This window comes from Rhizobium phaseoli (assembly GCF_003985125.1).
Lineage (GTDB): Bacteria > Pseudomonadota > Alphaproteobacteria > Rhizobiales > Rhizobiaceae > Rhizobium > Rhizobium phaseoli.
Window position 1 is genome coordinate 38033 of record NZ_ML133593.1, and the last position, 18368, is coordinate 56400.

Genomic DNA, 18368 nt, shown 5'->3' on the forward strand with positions numbered 1-18368 from the left:
CTCATGGTCTGATGAGTCAATAATCAATCTTGGTCAATTGCTTTTTAAGGTGCTGCTGCTGAACTGCCGGCATGACAAAGCCGCCCCGCAAGCCTGCTCAGCCGCTGCTCGGTGACGCCGACGCGCCGCTCCGCAGCCGGCCGCGAAAGAAGCGAGACCCTGCCCAGCCGAACCTTCCCTTCGACCCCATGCCGGCCCGGGTGGATCCGTGCCCCGCTCTGGGGCTACGTGACGCAGCTGATAATGCGGCGGTTTATGAGATCGAATGATGTTTAAGAGCTAGGTCTGAAAACGACGCAAGGCTAAATAATTCCCATCAAAGCTAAAACTAAGAAAATCAACATGACAGAGGTCAATAACACGAAAGTTGGCCCGGCAATAAAGAACTTCTTTTTGGCTTCATCAACACGCAATCATCATCACCTCCGCGATCGGCCCAGTAGGCCTCAGGCCCGAACTCTTCGGTGAAATTGAAGCCGTTTCTACTGTAGAAGATGATCGACCTGATGAACCAATACCAGTAGTAGGCGCAAAAGGGGCCCACGATGCACAGGGCAATCCATAGCTGAATTCGATCGTCACTCAATCAAGCTTCCCCATCCGTATCGCCATCTTCATCCAATTCACGCACCGGCAGATAGGTGTTCTTCTCCATCCACTCCCGGACGATCAGCCTGACGGTATCGTTGCGCGTCTTGCCGAACTCGCCGGACAGATCCCGAAGAGCTTCTTCAATTTCGTCTTCGAATGCGATCGACCCGGAGTTCCGCAACAGCAGCGCGGCGCGGCGCCGCATGATCTGCAGATCTGCCCGGGAAATGTCGGCGATGCGATCGGCGGCGTCTTCAAGGAGGGCGGCGGTGTCGGGCATGGTCATGGGGTCTCGGCCGGCCGTAACCGTTATTCCGACAGGTTGGAGAAGCCGCGGTAGAAGCGTGTCGGCTTCAGCAGCGAACTGACGATGTTGGCGACGATCGGCCCATCCGCCTCGCTCTTCGCCTTCGCTTCCTGCCACTCCGGATCGGCGATGAACTCGGCCCATTTCTGCTCGCGCTCCGCCAGCGACCGCCATTCGATCAGGTAGGTCAGATCGTTGCTGGAAGAACCGATCATCGTCGTCCAGAAGCCGAGTGAGCGGATGCCGAGGCGTTCCCAGATCGCCAGCGTCGCGGTCTCGAAACGCTGTTGCAGTGCCGGCAGCCTCTCCGGCAGACATGTATAGACGCGCAATTCGTGGATCATCGGATGCTCCTCATGCCGGATGCCCTTTTAAGGGAGATCATATCCTCATATCGAGAGAGCGCGATAGATCTGCCGATTTGCTCCACATCTATTCCCATGCGTATCAAAATTGCCGCCGGGGGGCGTTGAGCTTCAGTTCTATCCGATAGTTTGTGGCATGCGGGGCCCTTCGCCGAGGGCCCCTGGTCGCGTGATAGCTATGTCCTTTTTTGAAATCGGGCGATCTGCTCACCTTGAGCTCCAAAAGTCAGCTGCGGGGCTGAAGCAACGCCAGAACGATAGTCGATGCCGCCAGGACGGCTGTAAATGTCAATGGCGCTGAGGCACCGAAGTGATCGACCACATAGCCGCCGAACAGCGCACCGATGCTGATGGCGACCTGGAACGAAACGACCATCAGGCTGCCGGCAGCCTCCAAGGCGTCTGTCGCGCCCCGGGACAAGTTGGTGGGCAGTACAACAGGAGCCATCCCGAAAGCGAAACCCCAAAGTGTCACCAGGGCAAACGCGATGCCGCTCTGTGCACCCCAGAGGACGAGAGCAAGCGCCGAAAACGCCATCAATACGCCGGTGACAGCGAGCGCCACGTGGATATTCGCGTCTGCCAGTCGGCCGCCGGCGACATTGCCGATCACAGAGGCGATGCCAAACCCGAGGAGCGCCAGGGCAATCGGCCCGGTGCCAAGCAGCGTCACCTGTTCGAGGAAGGGTCGCACATAGACCGAGCCGGCAAAATGCCCCGTCATCAGCAAGAGGATGGCAAGCATTCCGAGTTGCACAGTGCGCCGTTTCGTCAGCCGGAAGACGTCGGAAAGACGATTGCTTGTGCTTGCAGGTAGCGTCGGCAAGCTGAGTATCTGCAGCAGCATCGCAATCGCTGCGAGCCCTGCGGTCATGGCGGTGGCGGCACGCCAGCCCAGCCAATCGCTGATCAAGGCACCCATGGATGGTGCAGCTATGGTGGCAAGCGAGACACCGAGGGTGACGATGGCCATACCGCGACCTGTCGCATTGGTGCCAACCAGTCTCGCCACGACGGCAACCGAAAGCGCCCAGAAACCACTGAGCGCGACGCCCAGCCCGGCCCGGCCCAACAACAACAGCCAAAAATCCGTCGCCAGCGCGGCCAGGAGATTGGAGCCGATAGCCAAGGCGCTTAGGCCGACCAGGACAGTCTTCCGGTTCAGTTTGCCGATGAGAACATTGCTCAACAAGGCCGTCACCGCGCCAACAGATGCGGTGGCGGTGACAACCTGGCCGGCGGTTCCCTCGCTGACGCCAAGGTCACGCGCCATTGGCGTCAACAGACCTGCCGGCAGAAATTCAGCTGAGACGAGCGCAAAGCTTGTGGCTGCCATGGAAATAACGGCAAACCAGGTTGTTGGGCTCCATGAACTCGGAACGGTAGAATCGAGGCCGATCGCGGCGCCGTCAAGCTGTGATGTTGTGTCCGTCATTGAAGTACCTCCAAGGTTTGGAGGTCTTAATAGCGGAGTTTTTCAGGATGATATGTGTCCTAAAGTCCGAATTCCATATCCGTTCGTCCGGAAATGGTGCGACGCACAACGCCAGGCGAGACGCTGGTGATGCGCTTGAAGGCGCGAGCGAAAGAAGCTTCAGATTCATAGCCCAGTTGCGAAGCGACCGCGGCAACCGACATGTTTTGACTGAGCAGCTCTCGTGCAAGCTGCATGCGCAGACGGGCGAGATAGCGTGCCGCGCCTTCCCCCAAGATGGCGCTGAAGCGTTCCGCGAAGATCGAGCGCGATTGACCTGCCACGCCGGCAAGGGTCTCAAGCGTCCAGTCATGGCCGGGATCTCGGTGCATGGCTGCCAGCGCACGGCCGATATGCGGATCACGGATCGCGGCGAGCCAGCCGCTGGTCGAGGCGCCGCTGCAATTGACCCAGCAGCGAATGAGCCGCGCGACGAGTACATCCGCCATGCGTGACAAGACCGTGGCGCTGCCGATCTGCGGCTGCGACGCCTCTGCCGTCATGGCGGCGAGGAGGGGGCCGACGATCGGATCATTGCCGGCAACATCACAACCCTTGATGATCGGTGGCATCAAAGCAATCAACGGATTGAGGGCATTCGCACCCAAAGCCATGGAACCGCAGAACAAGGTGCTCGTCGCTCCTGTTCCTTCCTGCACCACGTCGCAGACATTGCCCCCCAGCTTGGTGACCTGGCAGCTCTTGAGCGAGTCGCCGACAACATCGGGCTTGCTGGCCAGCCGGTGTTCGACACCTTGTGGCAACAACACCAGATCGCCGTCCTGCAACTCCTGCCATCCCTGGGCTTCGGTATGGATCCAGCATGGACCCTCGCTGACGAAATGAAAGCGAAGCAGCGGTTGCTGCGCGAAGGCGATGCTCCATGGATGACGTAGCTCGCAGCGGCCGTAGTTGACTCCACTCAGGCGAAAGTCCCGTAGAATTTCGCTGAGTGCGTCCGTAGGAATTTGCGTCGGAGACTGGGATGAACGATCAAGCATTGCGTCAATTTATATGCCGACCGTCCGGACTGCAAGTGGGCATCAGTGTCAGGCTCGGAGGTCATCAATGGGAATGCAACGACTGCCCTTAAGACTGAGGTAAGAACGCTTGCTCGGCGCGTGCTGATCGAGAAGCTGAATGGCGCGATAGCAAAGGCGTTTATCGCTACGGGCTGGAGAAATCTGTCGAGAGATGGAAAATCACACATATGACGATGACGGCCACTCACGAGACCGGTGAGCGCGATCTTGTGGGCAAAGCGCGCGGCAAAGAAGATGGACTAGACTGAGTCTCCGCAGGCCTCATGTGCCCTTTGCCTTTTCCTTGGCCAGGCTTCAAAGCAATGGCCAGACAGGCCCCGCTTGTCGGAGCCGTGCGGCTGCTGTCGCAAGCCTTTGCGCATCATTCAAAGCAGTGAGTTTGGAACCAAAGAATAATATGAGGCAATAATCGCCGCGAGCCCTCGTGAAAACACCGAAGCCTACCATTGTGCAGAGCCTGCGCGCGCTGCCGGCCGTCCGACGGTTATCCTCTCCGCCATCCTCGTTAATTCAGAATGGCTAATATATCGAGGGGGTTAATGGTGATATTCAGGTCGCTGGCCGTTGCGAGCTTCTGTATCTTGGAGGGGAACGATGTTTCGATTGAGCGTTCGGTTGGCATTTCTGGCCGCGTCAGCATTGGCGTTGCAATCCAGTATGGCAGCGGCCGACGATGCGCAGGTTGCGCGCGGCGAATATCTCGTCACCATCGGCGGCTGCAACGACTGCCACACGCCGGGATATTTCTTCGGCAAACCGGACAGCGCCCGATTTCTGGGTGGATCGGATGTCGGCTTCGAGATCCCGGGGCAGGGAGTTTTCGTCGGCCGCAATATTACGCCTGACAAGGAGACCGGCATCGGCAGCTGGACCCGGGAACAGATTGTGACGGCGCTTCAGGCCGGGCAGCGGCCGGATGGCCGCCAGCTGGCGCCGATCATGCCGTGGCATGCACTGGCGCAACTCACGGAAGAAGACGTGACAGCAATTGCCGTCTTCCTGCAAAGCCTGAAACCGGTCAGCAATCAGGTCCCCGGACCTTTCCAGCCGGGGGAGAAGGTTTCAACCTTCATGTTCCGGATCTTGCCGCCGGGCGAAACCGCCGCTGCCGCGCCAAACTAGCACTGTGGGCCCTACGGCAGCCAGCGTCTTTCTCGCACTGATAGGTGATCATTCCCGCTTGGGGAGATGTCTGGCTATCGCATCAGCCCCGCCGCGCGAAGCGCATCGTTTATGACCTTGGCGATCTTGCCGTCGGGGGCGCTAGCGACGTTGGCGCGCGACCTGGCGTAGGACAATGCTCTTTCTATCGTGGATGGAGCCACGTCGGGCTCTTCGCGACGGACAAAACTTCCGGCTGACTCAGCCTCCTCGACGTCTGCCTCGGTCGCCAGATTCCATGCATGCGCGATACGAACGGTCGAGGAAATCGCTGCCTCGAGCATATGCGGGCCGGCTCTGCCGATCGCGCGATCGCTGCCCGTCGCCAGGGGAACGCCGTGGCCCATGCCCTTGACGAGATAGATCTCGATGACCTCCATGCCTTTCGCGTCGAGCCAGACTTTGCGGTTATGGCCGCGTATCAACTCGCTCCGCGTTGGCTCGATGGCAAGGGAGTGCACGCCGCTCCATTGCTGGGCGATCTGATCGGCATTCCTGGCCCTGACCGTCTGGTCATGCGTGCCGTGCCAGATCGAAATCGTCGGCCAGGGCCCGCGGTGGTTCGATGCGCGCTTGAGCGCCGATTGGAGCTTGGAGACAGTCGGCGGATTGCGGCCTTGCATGCGCTCGAAAGCCTCTGCCACGCTGCCTGCCACGCCATAGGGCAGTCCGCCGATGATTGCGCCGCCTGCAAATATCTCAGGGTAGGTCGACAGCATGACGTTCGCCATCGCACCGCCTGCCGACAGGCCTGTGATAAAGATGCGCTTGGGATCGATGCCCTGCGACTGGACGAGATGGCCGATCATCTGCCGGATGGACAATGCCTCACCCGCATCCCGGCTGATGTCGCCGGGCTCGAACCAGTTGAAGCAGAGATTGGCATTGTTCGACCGCTGTTGCTCGGGATAAAGCACCGCAAATCCGCGCCGCTCGGCGAGTTGGGACCAGCCGGAACCTGCGGCGTAGCCCTCTGCCGTCTGTGTGCAGCCATGCAGCGCAACGACCAGCGGGGCCCCGGGGGCCATGATCGAAGGCGCATACAACCACGCCTTTAAGGATCCCGGATTGGAGCCGAACCTCCCAATTTCGACCAAGTTGTGATTTTGTGGGGGCTTGTCGAGCAATGTCGTCTCCTTGGCCGCCAATCGGTCTGAACTCTTGATATGGGGACGATTGCTGCGCCGCACAATGGAATTCCAAGGTTAATTCGTCCGCGCACATTTGTGTGAGCCTTTAGAGGCGCTGAAAATTCGATCAGGAGCGGCAGAAAGCCGACAAATAAGGGGTATGGAATGCCCAGCTGTCCAGCGGATCGTTGCGGCGAGTGCATAGCTGCAGTGCAACATAGAGGCTGGCAGATGGCGCTGGCGCGAGTATGATTATCTCATTCGAAGCGATGCTCCTCCTCCCGCACCGCTTCGAGATTCAGATGGCCCACTCCTCCTCCCGAAGGGACGTCTGTTGGAACAGCGGCACTCCTCCTCCCAAGTCGCTGTTCGGTTCTTTTAGGAAAGCCTGCCGCACCTCCTCCCGCGGCAGGCTTTTCTATTTCGGGGATATGGCCCCGTCGAGCCCTTCAGCTCATGGCGCTGCTCCTGCTCGCGGGTGGCAGTGAGGATGTTTTCGAGCGCTGCAGCCTGCATCGCGAGATTCGGCACGACATCGACGCCGTGGCGGCCGGTATCGATTTCCTCCGCATCGAGGGCGGGGTGCTGTTGCTGCCAACCTTCGCCTTGCCGCGCTGTTTGCGGATTGCGTTGCTGACGACCAGCCCGTTTGTCATTTACGCTCACGCGACTAGATTATGGGAAGCAATCATCCTCCTGGATGGGAGGGGAGACGACCGGGAGCAAGTCATGTGCCGAAATATCAAGCCTCTCTTCAATTTCGATCCGCCAGCGACGGACGCGGAGATCCATGACGCCGCGCTGCAGTTCGTGCGCAAGCTGAGCGGAACCAACAAGCCCTCGAAGCGCAATGAGGCGGCATTCGAGCAGGCGGTCAATGCGATCGCACAATGCGCCCACGAGCTGCTGCATTCGCTCGAGACCTCGCAGCCGCCGCGCGACCGTGCTGAAGTCGCTGCAAAGGCGCGGGCGCGATCAGCGATGCGCTTTGCGTAGGAAAGCTCGATCACCGAAAATCACCCTCCCGTGTCGCGGCGGCGGGCTGTTCTGGCAGTCTCGCATTCGAGAGTCTTAGAAATTTCTGCGGGAACCATCGATTGCAAGGCGGCCAGATCGACAAGGATTTGTCAGCACGGGAGGATCCACATGTCCATCTTTCATGCCAAGTGTCCCTGCGGCGCGCTTTGCCTGGAGGTCGATGGCGATCCTTTGCACAACCACCTCTGCACCTGCACGCGTTGCCAACGTGCATCCGGCAGCGCGCTGTCGCACAATGTCTGGTTCCGCGAGGAAGATGTCCGGGTTCTTTCCGGGGACTATTCGACCTGGTTTCCGCAAGGCGAAAACAGGCCCGATGTGATGAAAGCCTTCTGCCGGATCTGCGGCGGCGGCGGATTTTCGAAATCCGGCGACTATTTTCCCGGCTCGCTCATCATCGCCGGCGGCACCTTCGCCGATCCGTCCTTTCCCGCGCCGGATCATGTCCACTGGTGGAACAACCGCCCGCACTGGATCGATCTCGCCGAGGCGATCGAGCGTCATGGGTTGAACGTGTGGGGGGAGGCGTCCGAGCGGCCGCGGCCGTGGATTCCAGGCTCACCGCCTGGAATGACGGAGGGTGGGGGAGGGCCAGCGGCATGAGGCGACGGACGGTGCGGACGGACGACGCTGCCGTGATAGAGGGCCGGCGAACGATTGGCCTGCGGCCGACAAGTGAGCTGAACCAGATCGACAAGAGCACGCATCGCCTTGGGCGCGCGGGGCCTTACGGAACCAACTCGCGTGGCGGAAGGTTATAGTCATGTCGCTTGGCCATCGGTTTAGCTCGACCCGCGAAACCGATGGCGCGCGCCGGCTACTCAATAATTCACGATGGGGAAATGCCATGGAAAATGCAGGTATCGGCTGGATCGCCGCAATCATCATCGGCGGCATCGCCGGCTGGCTCGCCGAGATGTTCATGAAGAGCAACATGGGCGTGCTGATGAACGTTCTTCTCGGTATTGTCGGCGCCATCATCGCCAACTTTATCCTGTCCCTCTTCGGCGTCACCCTTGGCGGATGGCTGGGTTATCTGATCGCGGGCTTCATCGGAGCCTGCCTCCTGATCGCTGTTGCAAGAATGATCAGACGTCCGGCCTGACGAAACAGGAGGCGCCAAACCGGCCTTCATCATGACCTCCTGCCGCGCACCAGCTGGCTTGAGGTGTGGTCGTCTCGTGTTCACGGCGCCCGCCAAAAGCGCCCCACACTCCGTCGTCCGAGGGATTGACCCGATGGCGGCCGGAGGTCGATCTCTTGATCATTTCCCGGACGGCCAGACTCGGTCGTTGCAATGTTCGCGCTTTGCAGGCTTTGGATGGCCTAGACCACGTCCTCGGCCGAGATATGTCTGACTTCGGTAATTCTCACCAGTGGGATTTCGGCGCGTTCGTTTGCCTCCTTCACATCCTGTTCCGAGGAGGCGTCGAACAGGCAGAATGATCGCTCCTCGGCCGGGACAAATGTCGAGCGAAGATAGCGCACCGGCTTACCTTGCCTGGTCATCTCAGCAGTGACATTTTTCGCGCGAGACGCAGCCGCACTCAGTTGATCGGGAGTGATTCCCGGCAAGTGTCTTTCAACCATGTACTGTGGCATGATGACTGTCCTTGTGTTGAGCGATGACAGCATGCGTTTCGACATGTCGCGCAATCGCTGTTAACTTCCGGCCGTTGCGAATGGACATCTATTTTGCCGCCGTATTCACAGACCTCGTCCGACACTCAGCGGTCTGGAACACGGTTTCGCGCGACACGATCACAAGCGCGATTGCGGAATATCGTTACCTGTCTCAGACGCTTGCCAGCCAATACGGGCGGCGGCATGAGAATTTTACAGGCGACGGCCATCTTTATCTATTCGAATCTGCTGATGTAGCCGTCCATTTCTCGCTGAAACTGATTGCCTATTGGAAGCAACGGCGGCGTCACCTGACGGGTGGTCAGGCGAACGACCTTCCAATCCGGGTAGGCTGCCACTTTGGCGAATGTTCGCGAATGCACGATGACGACGCCTGGGTCGGTCGTGCCTTGAACATCGCCAAGCGGGTGGAATCACGTGCCGAGCCGGATACCCTATTCGTCACCCAAACAATCCTCGATCTTATCGATTTGCCGGTCTATCTCTTCCAGGAGGTCGATGTCTTCGAACTCAAAGGCGACTTCCTGCCGAGACGACATCTCTATCGCGTCGTGTCCGTCGACCGCACAGCGCTTGCTGCACGGTCCGAAGAGCGGATGACAGCCGAGGACTGGTTCCTGAAGGGGGCGGGAATGGCCGGGGCGGATGAGAAGGAGTTGGCTGAGGAACGACGTTGTTACGAGAAGGCATTGGAGCTACGGGCGGATTATCCGGAGGCGCACAATAATCTTGGTGTCATCTTGAAGGCCGCTGGCGACAGAACCGCCGCGCAAGCCCGTTACCTGGATGCCATTCGTCTCTGGCCGCAATATCCGGAAGCTCACTACAATTTCGCAATTCTCCTCGAGGAAACCGGTCGCCCTGATGAAGCGGCCGCCCATTACAGGCAGGCTCTGAAGTGTCGCCCGGATCATGTGGACGCGCTTTTGCGTCTGGCTGGTCTTTTCGACGAATGGGGGGATCAGTTCGAAGCGCATCATCACTTCCGGGAGGCCCTGCGGCTTCGACCGGGCTTTGCCGAAGCCCACAATAATTTCGGGGTCTTCCTCGAGAAGAACGGTGATGCGCAAGCAGCTGAATCGCATTACCGACAGGCGCTGCAGTTGAGGCCGGATTACCCCGAAGCCCACTACAATTATGCGATGCTTCTCGAGGGACGAGACGTCGAGGCAGCAGAATCACACTATCGTGCAGCACTGAGTTCGCTTCCGATGTACGCCGAAGCCCATAATAATCTAGGGGTTCTCCTGCATGAGAAAGGCGCTCTCATAGAAGCAAGGTCACATTACCTGACGGCGATAAGATTGCGTCCTGATGACCCTCAAACATATCGGAATCTGGCGCTGCTGCTGGCAGCGATGGGCGAGGAGGAGCAGGCCGATCTCTATGCCCGAAAAGCGAATGAGCTCTTCTCAGGCTGACCTCAAGCTCAATCGAGGCAACCGGCCCTGAACCATGACGTCCTGTCCACTCAACAGCCCTCGCAAAAAACCGATCAACTGTGCCGCCGCCTCAATGCCCCTGTTGCCTCAGCCATCAATTCGTCGCCAGCTGCTCGGGAAGCTGTCCATACGCCACCAGGATCGATCTGATCAGCCCCGGGAAGCGTTCGTCCAGTTCGGCGCAGCGGGTCTGGTTGCGCATCTCGACACCCTGGCGTTCGCTGCGGATCAGCCCGGATTCGCGCAGCACCTTGAAATGGTTCGACAGCGACGATTTTGGAATGATGCGGTCGCCAAGGTCGGCGAGCGCCGAGCACGTGCCGCCGCAGCCGGCGGTGGCAAGCTTTGCGAAGATGGCGACGCGCTCGGGATCGGACAGCGCATAAAGGATCGCCTCCGGCCGTATATCCTCCAAAGCAGGGTGAAACAGCGGTCTCATGAATTTTATATAGCGACCCTTGACATCGAGATCAACAGTTCCGAATTTCTGAACTATGGAACAAGCCGCCAATAACGGCGGCAGTCCTGATCAGAAGGAAATGAAGATGGCAAAACTCACCGGAAAGGTCGCGGTCGTCACGGGGGCCTCCAAGGGGATCGGCGCGGCGATTGCCAAGGCGCTGGCGGCCGAAGGGGCAAAGGTGGTGGTGAATTATGCCTCGAGCAAGGCCGGCGCCGATGCCGTCGTCGAGGCGATCGGTGCGGCCGGCGGCAAGGCCATCGCGGTTCAGGGCGATGTGTCCAAGGCCGAACAGGCGCAGGGCCTGGTCGATACCGCCGTCAAGGAGTTCGGCAAACTCGATGTCCTGGTCAACAACTCCGGCGTCTATGAATTCGCCGCGATCGAGGAGGTGACCGAGGAACATTACCGCCGCATCTTCGACGTCAACGTTCTCGGCGTTCTCCTGACCACCCAAGCGGCGGTCAAGCACCTCGGCGAGGGCGGCAGCGTCATCAACATCTCCTCGGTGGTCACCAGCATGGCGCCGCCGGCCAGTGCCGTCTACACCGGCACCAAGGGTGCGCTCGAGGGCATCAACAGCGTGCTTGCCAAGGAGCTCGGCCCGCGCAAGATCCGCGTCAACGCCATCCTGCCGGGCATGGTCGAGACCGAGGGGGCGCACACGGCAGGCGTCATCGGCTCGGATTTGGAGCAGCTCGTCGTCGGCCAGACGCCGCTCGGCCGCGTCGGCCAGCCGGACGATATCGCCGGCGTCGCCGTCTTCCTCGCCTCCGACGACGCCCGCTGGATGACCGGCGAACGGCTGGCCGCCAGCGGCGGCTTCCGCTGAGAATCTTGCGCCTGCGCATCGCGTGGCGGCACCAGCTTCACCCCACCCTCCGTCGTCCTCCGGCTTGACCCGAGGACCTACGCAGGCCTCGTCCATTGCGGCCATGGATTCCAGGCTCAAGGCCTGGAATGACGGAGGGTGGGGAGGGCCATCGGCAAGAGGCGCAACGCCGGGCTATTCCCTCACAATCGGCGGATTTGTCGCGGAGCTCACCCCACCCTCCGTCGTCCTCGAGCTTGACCCGAGGACCCACGCCGGCCTCGTCGGCTGTGGCCATGGATTCCAGGCTCAAGGCCTGGAATGACGGAGGGTGGGGAGGGCCATCGGCAAGAGGCGCTACGCCGGGCTATTCCCCCACAATCGCTGGATTTGTCGCGGAGCTCGCCCCACCCCTCCGTCGTCCTCGGGCTTGACCGGGGCTTGACCGGAGGCCCCACGCCGGCCTCGTCGGCTGTGGTCATGGATTCCAGGCTCAAGGCCTGGAATGACGGAGGTAGGGAGGGCCATCGGCAAGAGGCGCTCCGCCGGGCTATTCCCTCAGAATCGCCGGATTTGTCGCGGCGCTCGCCCCACCCTCCGTCGTCCTCGGGCTTGACCGTAGGACCCACGCCGGCCTCCTCGGCTGTGGCCATGGATTCCAGGCTCAAGGCCTGGAATGACGGAGGTGGGGAGGGCCATCGGCAAGGGGCTGCAACGCCGCTGCTATTCTCGCACCATCGCCGGATTTGTCGCGGAGCTCACCCCACCCTCCGTCGTCCTCGGGTTTGACCCGAGGACCCATGACGGTCTCCTCGGCTGCGGCCATGGATTCCAGGTTCGAGGCCCTGAAATGCCGGAGGTTGGAGGGGCCATCGGCAAGAGACGCAACTGCGTTGGGGGTGGAAGACGGCGAGGTGGCTGTCCCCTGGTGCCGCTTATCAACGTTACGGAATTGACCGCACGGCGGCGGGTTGCGAAGATCTCCGTCTATCAGCAACGAGAGGTTGGCATGTCGATCGCGAGCTTACCTGCACCACCCTATTACGTCGTCTGTTTCTCATCGCAGCGAACGGAGGTCGAAGACGGTTACGGCGATGTCGGTGCTGCGATGGTGGAGCTGGCACAGCAGCAGCCCGGATTTCTGGGTTTCGAAAGCGCCCGCCGCGCTGACGGGTTCGGGATCATCAACTCTTATTGGCGCGACGAGGACAGCATACGGGCATGGAAAGCGGTTGTCGATCACGTCGAAGCGCAACGCCGCGGCCGGGCGGACTGGTATAGGCGGTATGAAATCCGGGTCGCGCTCGTGCAACGCGCTTATGGATTCGAAGCCGAATCCGTCACACTGCGCTGATCGTCGCCCCCGGTCCCGTCCGTGACGGCATCTTGGGGCCGGTTTTCTTTGAGCGCTTCCACGAAACCGATGACCTCGCCGACCATGCGATCGTTGAGGATATCGTTGTGACCCGCACCGTCATAGATCACCATCCGCTTGGGCTCGGGTGCGAGGCGGTACAGCGCCTCGCCTGATGAAAGCGGGATGCTGTCATCGAGCCGGCCGTGGAGGAACAGCTTCGGTTGTTTGACTTTGCCTATCCTGAGGTCCGAGCGAAAGGGATCCTTGAGCAGGAGCTCGGCCGGAAGGAACGGATAACGCGTCTGCGCAACCGACAGAACCGACAGGTAAGGAGAGACGAGAATGACACCCGCGGCCGGCCGCTGCCCGGCGGTATTCACCGCAACGCCAGTGCCAAGTGAGCGGCCTAGCACAACGATCCCGCTTTTTGCCTGTGCCGAAAGCCAGTCGAAGGCGGCGATGCCGTCTGTCAGCAGGCCCTGCTCGCCGGGCGAGCCGGTCGATCCGGGATAGCCGCGATAGGAAATCGCCAACAACCCAATCCTCCGCGCGGACAGAGCCTGGGCGAGAAAGGCGTAATTGTCGACGCGGTCACCGTTTCCGAAAAACAGGAGCACGCAGGGCCTGTCGCTGTCGCCCCTGGTGTAGAGTGCCTGCAGCAGCTCTCCGTCGGGCGTCCTGATGTGGACCGTCTCGCCCCAGCTCGCCGGCTCCGGAAGAGCTGCGGCGCCGGCTCCGGGATACAGCATGGATCGCTGCGAGAAATAGACCACAGCCACGATCGCCATGTAGGCGATGACTGCCATCAGCGGCAAGATCAGCAAGTACCTTGTAGCGCTCACCACTGACTATACCCGCCGGTTGGCCAATCCCCCGAACGCTTTGCAGCAACCGCGGCCGTTGCGGCGTGTTGTACTTAGCGTAGCGCGAATATAGGCACAAAGCGTTCCGATAGAGAAGGGGCGAGACACGATCACCGTCCTCAACAGGACCCAGACGTTTCCATTGAGCTGGGGTCCGCCCGCGACCCCGTAAATCACACATTATCAGTCGCTTGCGCGATCGGTCCCAGGAACTTTTGCCGGCCTGTCGGGTTTGCTGCGCATGTTGAAGAAGCACTTCATCCAGCCCAGACTGGGCACGATCGAGGTCATCGATGACCAACAGGTTCATTTCCTTGAAAGCGGCTCGCCAAACGGAAGCCCGGTTGTTGTTCTGCATGGCTGTGGCAGTCTGGCGCAGGAGGTGCTGCTTCCTCTCGAAAACAGCCATCACCGGCTGATTGCCATCGATCGTCCTGGATACGGACTGAGTTCCCCGCTGCCGCCTGAGGAACGGGGTCCGCTCGGACAGTCTTTCTGGCTTGAGCGCTTTCTCGAGACCTTGGAGGCCGGACCTGTAACGATCGTCGCCCATTCGATCGGCAGTGCTTCGGCCCTTCATCTGGCTACCCGCAGACCTGAGCTTTTAAAAGCGCTGCTGTTGATCTCGCCTTGCTGCAGTCCGCTTCCCCCGAGGCCCTTGATCTTGTTGCGCGCCGCGGTTGCGCCGTTGATAGGGCCGGCGATCCGCCGCCACATCATGCCCCGCTGGGCCTCCTTCTTTCTCCGGCACGGACTTCGGTCATCATCATTGCCCAATGCTCTTCCCGCCCATCTGAAGATGTTGCCCGCCGGCCATATGATCCGGGCAAGCGCGATCGAGGCGATGGCCGACGAGTTGCGCGCTTTCAACCGGGACATGGCGCTGCTGGCAGGCGAGCCCCGGCAGCTTCCCGTCCATGTGCTCTTCGGCTCGCAAGATCTTATCGTCGATCCCGACCGGCACATCGGCTGGCTTCGGCAACGATATCCCCGCCTTCTTTTGAAACGCCTTGAAGGGGTCGGCCATATGCCGCATCACGTCGCCCCGGCCGTGGTGGTGCGGATGCTGAACGCGATCGTCGAGGAGCCTTCTCCCTTCCCGGCGGCCCAGCCTGGGCCATTGACGGATGTCGCGTAGAGCCTGGAGATCCGCCGCAATTGCACCTTGGCCATCGGCCTAAGGGGTCGACGACGATCTCCGTAACTCAGGCTGCAATGCGGTCCCGCTCACCAATCGATTTTCTTCGGCAAGGGTCTGCCGCCGCGTGGGAGAAGGAGATTGACTCCGGCCGGCGACGCCATGATCTTCGGCCGATGACCGTCCCGCATTTTCACACGCGCCTCTCGCTCGGCCAGGATCTCCATGAGCTCGGCCTGCGCCCCGGCGACATGGTCATGGTGCACGCCGCAATGAGCAAGGTCGGGCTTCTGCTGAGCGGCCCCGACGTGCTGATCGATGCGCTGCGCGACGTGGTGGGGCTTTCCGGCACGATCGTCGCCTATACCGACTGGAACGGCGCCTATGACGAATTGCTCGACGGTGATGGACGGGTTCCCGAGGGGTGGCGGCCCCATATCGCGCCCTTCGATCCGGCTCTCTCCAGGGCCATTCGCGACAATGGCGTGTTCCCAGAATTCCTGCGAACGACGCCGGGAGCGCGGCGCAGCGGCAATCCCGGCGCCTCTATTGCGGCAGTCGGCGCGGGGGCCGATTGGCTGACCGCCGACCACCCGCTCGACTATGGCTATGGCGAGGGCTCCCCGCTCGCCAAACTGGTGGAGGCGGGCGGCAAGGTGCTGATGGTCGGAGCGCCGCTCGACACCATGACCCTGCTCCATCATGCCGAGCATCTCGCGCAAATTCCAGGCAAGCGCCTGCGCCGATATGAGGTGCCCTTTGCAACGCCGGCCGGCACTGTCTGGCGCATGCTGGAGGAATTCGACACCGGCGATCCTGTTGTGGCCGGGCTTGAAAGCGATTATTTCGCCGGCATCGTCGCCGAATTCCTGGCCGGCGGGCATGGGGCGCAAGGGCTGGTCGGCGAAGCGCCATCGGTGCTGGTCAATGCGGCTTCGATCTGCCGCTTCGCTGTCGCCTGGCTGGAGCAGCATGTTCGGCCCGAGCGCTGAGCGGCCGGCACCCCGTGGCCGGCGGCGCTCGCTTCCGCCCCGGCTTCTTTCCTCACGGAACAAATTCCCCATGGCGATGTTGGTATGGCGATAAGCACAAGACCATGGGAGGAAACCATGCATAAGTCTCTTCACTTCATACTGGTCGGGCTGGCCGCCATGAGCGGCCTCACCATCGCCCCGACCATTGCCGCCGCGCAGGATATGGAATTGCGCATCGGCCCCGGCGGGGTCGGCGTCTACGACCGCGACCGCGACCGCGATCGCTACGATCGTTACGGCCGCTATGACCGTTACGACCGCCGCGGCCCACGCGGCTGCGATCCCGGTGACGCGCTCGACATTGCCCGCAGCGAAGGCCTTCGCCGCGCCCAGATCGTCCGCATCTCGTCGCGCAGCATCGTCGTCCAGGGGATGACGCGCCGCGGACCGGAACGCATGGTCTTCGCCAACCGGCGCGGTTGCCCGGAAATCTGACTGTACGAAAAATAAAACCGACCGCTCGGACGCTTCGGCGCGGCATTGCTCCGTGCAAAGCCGGCTGGCCGCGTGGACCGAGGCGGTTTTCTCGTCCGAATTGCCGAACAACAGATGCAGCGGTTCGCCTGAGCCGTGCTGACAATCACCGGAGGAATGCATCATGATGAGTGGTCAATTGAAGGCGCTTCTCGCCGTTCTTGCCGTTGCCGGCTACCAGAACAGGGACAAGATCGGCGAACTGCTGCGCGGCCTGCAGAACCCGCAGCCATCCGGCGCGGGAGGCGAGCAGCCGGGCGGTCTCGGCGGCATGCTCGGCAGGCTCGGCGGTTCCGGCGGCCTGGGTGGCCTGCTCGGCGGCCTGACCTCCGGCGGCATCGTCAGCGGCGGTCTCGGCGATCTCCTGAAGACGTTCCAGCAGAACGGCCACGGCGACAAGATGGAATCCTGGGTGCGCCCCGGCCAGAATGCCGAGATCAATGACGGCGAGCTCGCCGAAGCGCTCGGCCCCGATGTCTTGAACGAGATCGCCCGGAACACCGGCCTGTCGCATGAGGAAATCCTCGGGCGGCTGAGCCGCGATCTGCCCAAGGCCGTCGACGACCTGACGCCGGAAGGGAAAGTGCCGAGCGCCGAGGAGGCGTTTCGGTCTTCGGCGAGCCAGGCGACAAGCTCCGGCCGGCCGAGCGGGGTTTAGTGTGGGGAGGCATGGGTGCCGGACACGCGGGGTCGCGGACATGGCCTCAGTCGGCCCTGATCTGCCCCGCGCACGCCAAGAGTTCTACCTTCCCAGATATCTGCGAAGAAACGCGTAAACGCTGCGGATCGATTTTCCCGCAGCGTCGGGATTGTATTTTTCGATATGACCCAAAACCCGCTTTCCGACCGCAAATTCCGGGGCATCGAAACCGTGATACGTGCCCTTGTAGATATCGAGTTCGATCGGCGGGCTATCGTCGCCGAGGCGGGCAAGCCTCTTCTGGCATCGTTCGGGCCGGCTCCAATTGTCACGCTCGCCTGTTAAAATCAGGCTCGGCACCGTCGCGTCGCCGCGGTCTGCGTCACAGGCGGGATAATAGGCAATCGCTGCCTTGAACTTGCGCTCGACCAGCTGCTCGTAGCCTTCGATTTTCGTGGCATCCAGCGTCGCGGTGCCGCCCGCCGCAAAGCCCATCAAGGCGACGCGCCCGATATCGACGAAGCCTGATTGCGCCAGGAAATCCAAAGCGCCATAGGCGTCGAAGACGCGATCGGGAACACGGCATAGACACGTGTCGGCAAGGTTGCGGCTGGTAAAGCTGTCGACAACAAGCACGACATAACCCCACGAGACCAGCCGTTTCGGCCAAAGCTCCCTGACGCTCGCACGCAAGCCGTCGCATCCATGCATGACGACGACCGCCGGGAAGGGGCCATCGCCCGGAGGCCGCGACAAATATCCGAGCAGCGGCGTGCCTTGCGGCTGAGGCAGAATTTCCCCCAGTTCCCGGGCTTTGCGGATGCGAAACGGGCTGAGCTTGACCGGCACGCTTTCGAACCGCACCAATTCCTCGGCCTTGGCCGGGGCCTCGGGCACGGTGACGGCGAATGCGGCAAAGCACAGAAAAAGTCCCGCGGTTTTCACAGGCTTCTCCACCCGTGTGATCGACGGCTGCCAGTATAATCCTCGATCATCATGGATGGTATTGCTTGCCGCCCGAGTCCTGATTTCAGGAGCTGTGCAGCAAAGCTCACTGCCTTGTTTTCTTCTGCGCCCCGACTAAGGTGCCGGTGGGATTTGATGGCATGATTTGGGGTGGGCGAGTGCGTTTCCTGGCAGCTGCGGTGATTGCAATCCTGATGAGCGGGGAGGGGGCGGCCGCGTGTCCTCTCAATGACACGTTGAAGCTCTGCGTGCTGAATGGCCAAAACCTGGCTGCCTTGCACAGCGGTGTGGAACAAGGCGATTGGTAAGCCCACGGTGAAGGCCGTCTTGCGATAGAGGGCTTCTGACTGCCAGTCCTAGTGGTAACACTAGGAGTAGTCATATGACGAAGCATCCAATTGAGGTGATCACGTCTGTAGAGCGCCGTCGG

The 18368-nt window shown here is 61.1% G+C and carries 20 protein-coding genes and 1 pseudogene; 12 read left to right on the plus strand and 9 right to left on the minus strand.

The features are described from left to right. Window positions 1-71: 71 nt before the first annotated feature. A pseudogene (locus EFD56_RS33300) lies at window positions 72-221 on the plus strand (non-homologous end-joining DNA ligase); the annotation flags it as partial. A gap of 365 nt (window positions 222-586) precedes the next feature. On the opposite strand, the gene EFD56_RS28815 reads toward EFD56_RS33300, so the two are convergent. The 4 genes from EFD56_RS28815 to EFD56_RS28830 form a co-directional block, all read right to left on the minus strand. Continuing rightward, window positions 587-877, minus strand: coding sequence for a CopG family transcriptional regulator (locus tag EFD56_RS28815; protein ID WP_126906922.1), 291 nt, complete (start codon window positions 875-877; stop codon window positions 587-589). A gap of 23 nt (window positions 878-900) precedes the next feature. Next, window positions 901-1242: an NIPSNAP family protein gene (locus EFD56_RS28820; RefSeq protein ID WP_037137388.1), complete on the minus strand. Its 342-nt coding sequence runs from the start codon at window positions 1240-1242 to the stop codon at window positions 901-903. Between the two features lie 247 nt (window positions 1243-1489). Further along, window positions 1490-2698, minus strand: coding sequence for an MFS transporter (locus EFD56_RS28825; RefSeq protein ID WP_126906923.1), 1209 nt, complete (start codon window positions 2696-2698; stop codon window positions 1490-1492). Between the two features lie 59 nt (window positions 2699-2757). Next, entirely contained in the window at window positions 2758-3738 is a 981-nt protein-coding gene (locus EFD56_RS28830) for an AraC family transcriptional regulator (protein WP_064827133.1), read from the minus strand. 636 nt (window positions 3739-4374) lie between these two features. Here EFD56_RS28830 and EFD56_RS28840 point away from each other — a divergent pair. Further along, window positions 4375-4902, plus strand: a complete 528-nt coding sequence (locus EFD56_RS28840) for a c-type cytochrome (protein WP_126906924.1) — start codon at window positions 4375-4377, stop codon at window positions 4900-4902. A 74-nt stretch (window positions 4903-4976) separates the two neighbouring features. Here the strand turns inward: EFD56_RS28840 and EFD56_RS28845 are convergent, their stop codons facing one another. Next, window positions 4977-6131: an extracellular catalytic domain type 1 short-chain-length polyhydroxyalkanoate depolymerase gene (locus EFD56_RS28845; RefSeq protein WP_126906925.1), complete on the minus strand. Its 1155-nt coding sequence runs from the start codon at window positions 6129-6131 to the stop codon at window positions 4977-4979. Window positions 6132-6800: 669 nt separating this feature from the next. On the opposite strand from EFD56_RS28845, the gene EFD56_RS28850 reads away from it, so the two are divergent. From EFD56_RS28850 to EFD56_RS28860, 3 genes are all read left to right on the plus strand, one after another. After that, window positions 6801-7067 (plus strand): DUF2277 domain-containing protein, encoded by a 267-nt coding sequence (locus EFD56_RS28850; protein ID WP_004676994.1) that lies wholly within the window; start codon window positions 6801-6803, stop codon window positions 7065-7067. 150 nt (window positions 7068-7217) lie between these two features. Continuing rightward, window positions 7218-7712, plus strand: coding sequence for a GFA family protein (locus EFD56_RS28855; RefSeq protein WP_245440652.1), 495 nt, complete (start codon window positions 7218-7220; stop codon window positions 7710-7712). Between the two features lie 244 nt (window positions 7713-7956). Then, window positions 7957-8214, plus strand: a complete 258-nt coding sequence (locus EFD56_RS28860; protein WP_064817679.1) for a GlsB/YeaQ/YmgE family stress response membrane protein — start codon at window positions 7957-7959, stop codon at window positions 8212-8214. Between the two features lie 221 nt (window positions 8215-8435). On the opposite strand, the gene EFD56_RS28865 is transcribed toward EFD56_RS28860, so the two are convergent. After that, window positions 8436-8711: a DUF4242 domain-containing protein gene (locus EFD56_RS28865; protein WP_004676988.1), complete on the minus strand. Its 276-nt coding sequence runs from the start codon at window positions 8709-8711 to the stop codon at window positions 8436-8438. 80 nt (window positions 8712-8791) lie between these two features. On the opposite strand from EFD56_RS28865, the gene EFD56_RS28870 reads away from it, so the two are divergent. Further along, window positions 8792-10174 (plus strand): tetratricopeptide repeat protein, encoded by a 1383-nt coding sequence (locus tag EFD56_RS28870; protein ID WP_164736878.1) that lies wholly within the window; start codon window positions 8792-8794, stop codon window positions 10172-10174. A 115-nt stretch (window positions 10175-10289) separates the two neighbouring features. On the opposite strand, the gene EFD56_RS28875 is transcribed toward EFD56_RS28870, so the two are convergent. Continuing rightward, entirely contained in the window at window positions 10290-10634 is a 345-nt protein-coding gene (locus EFD56_RS28875; protein WP_126906927.1) for an ArsR/SmtB family transcription factor, read from the minus strand. Between the two features lie 106 nt (window positions 10635-10740). On the opposite strand from EFD56_RS28875, the gene EFD56_RS28880 reads away from it, so the two are divergent. Both EFD56_RS28880 and EFD56_RS28885 read left to right on the plus strand, forming a co-directional pair. After that, a complete protein-coding gene (locus EFD56_RS28880) occupies window positions 10741-11487 on the plus strand; it encodes a glucose 1-dehydrogenase (protein WP_037137943.1) in 747 nt (248 codons plus the stop codon). Between the two features lie 988 nt (window positions 11488-12475). Beyond that, window positions 12476-12820, plus strand: coding sequence for an antibiotic biosynthesis monooxygenase family protein (locus tag EFD56_RS28885; RefSeq protein ID WP_126906928.1), 345 nt, complete (start codon window positions 12476-12478; stop codon window positions 12818-12820). Here EFD56_RS28885 and EFD56_RS28890 read toward each other — a convergent pair. After that, entirely contained in the window at window positions 12784-13665 is an 882-nt protein-coding gene (locus EFD56_RS28890) for an alpha/beta hydrolase (RefSeq protein WP_126906929.1), read from the minus strand. The genes EFD56_RS28885 and EFD56_RS28890 overlap by 37 nt on opposite strands. A 262-nt stretch (window positions 13666-13927) precedes the next feature. On the opposite strand from EFD56_RS28890, the gene EFD56_RS28895 reads away from it, so the two are divergent. From EFD56_RS28895 to EFD56_RS28910, 4 genes are all read left to right on the plus strand, one after another. After that, window positions 13928-14824 (plus strand): alpha/beta fold hydrolase, encoded by an 897-nt coding sequence (locus EFD56_RS28895; RefSeq protein ID WP_126906930.1) that lies wholly within the window; start codon window positions 13928-13930, stop codon window positions 14822-14824. A gap of 176 nt (window positions 14825-15000) precedes the next feature. Continuing rightward, complete coding sequence (gene aac(3), locus EFD56_RS28900) at window positions 15001-15816, plus strand: aminoglycoside 3-N-acetyltransferase (RefSeq protein WP_206513432.1); 816 nt, start codon at window positions 15001-15003, stop codon at window positions 15814-15816. 117 nt (window positions 15817-15933) lie between these two features. Then, window positions 15934-16293, plus strand: coding sequence for a hypothetical protein (locus EFD56_RS28905; RefSeq protein ID WP_004679492.1), 360 nt, complete (start codon window positions 15934-15936; stop codon window positions 16291-16293). Between the two features lie 163 nt (window positions 16294-16456). Further along, entirely contained in the window at window positions 16457-16990 is a 534-nt protein-coding gene (locus EFD56_RS28910) for a YidB family protein (protein WP_064827140.1), read from the plus strand. An 84-nt stretch (window positions 16991-17074) separates the two neighbouring features. On the opposite strand, the gene EFD56_RS28915 is transcribed toward EFD56_RS28910, so the two are convergent. Beyond that, the gene (locus EFD56_RS28915; RefSeq protein WP_206513433.1) at window positions 17075-17917 is read right to left on the minus strand and encodes a dienelactone hydrolase family protein; all 843 of its coding nucleotides are present in this window, start codon (window positions 17915-17917) and stop codon (window positions 17075-17077) included. Between the last annotated feature and the right edge of the window lie 451 nt (window positions 17918-18368).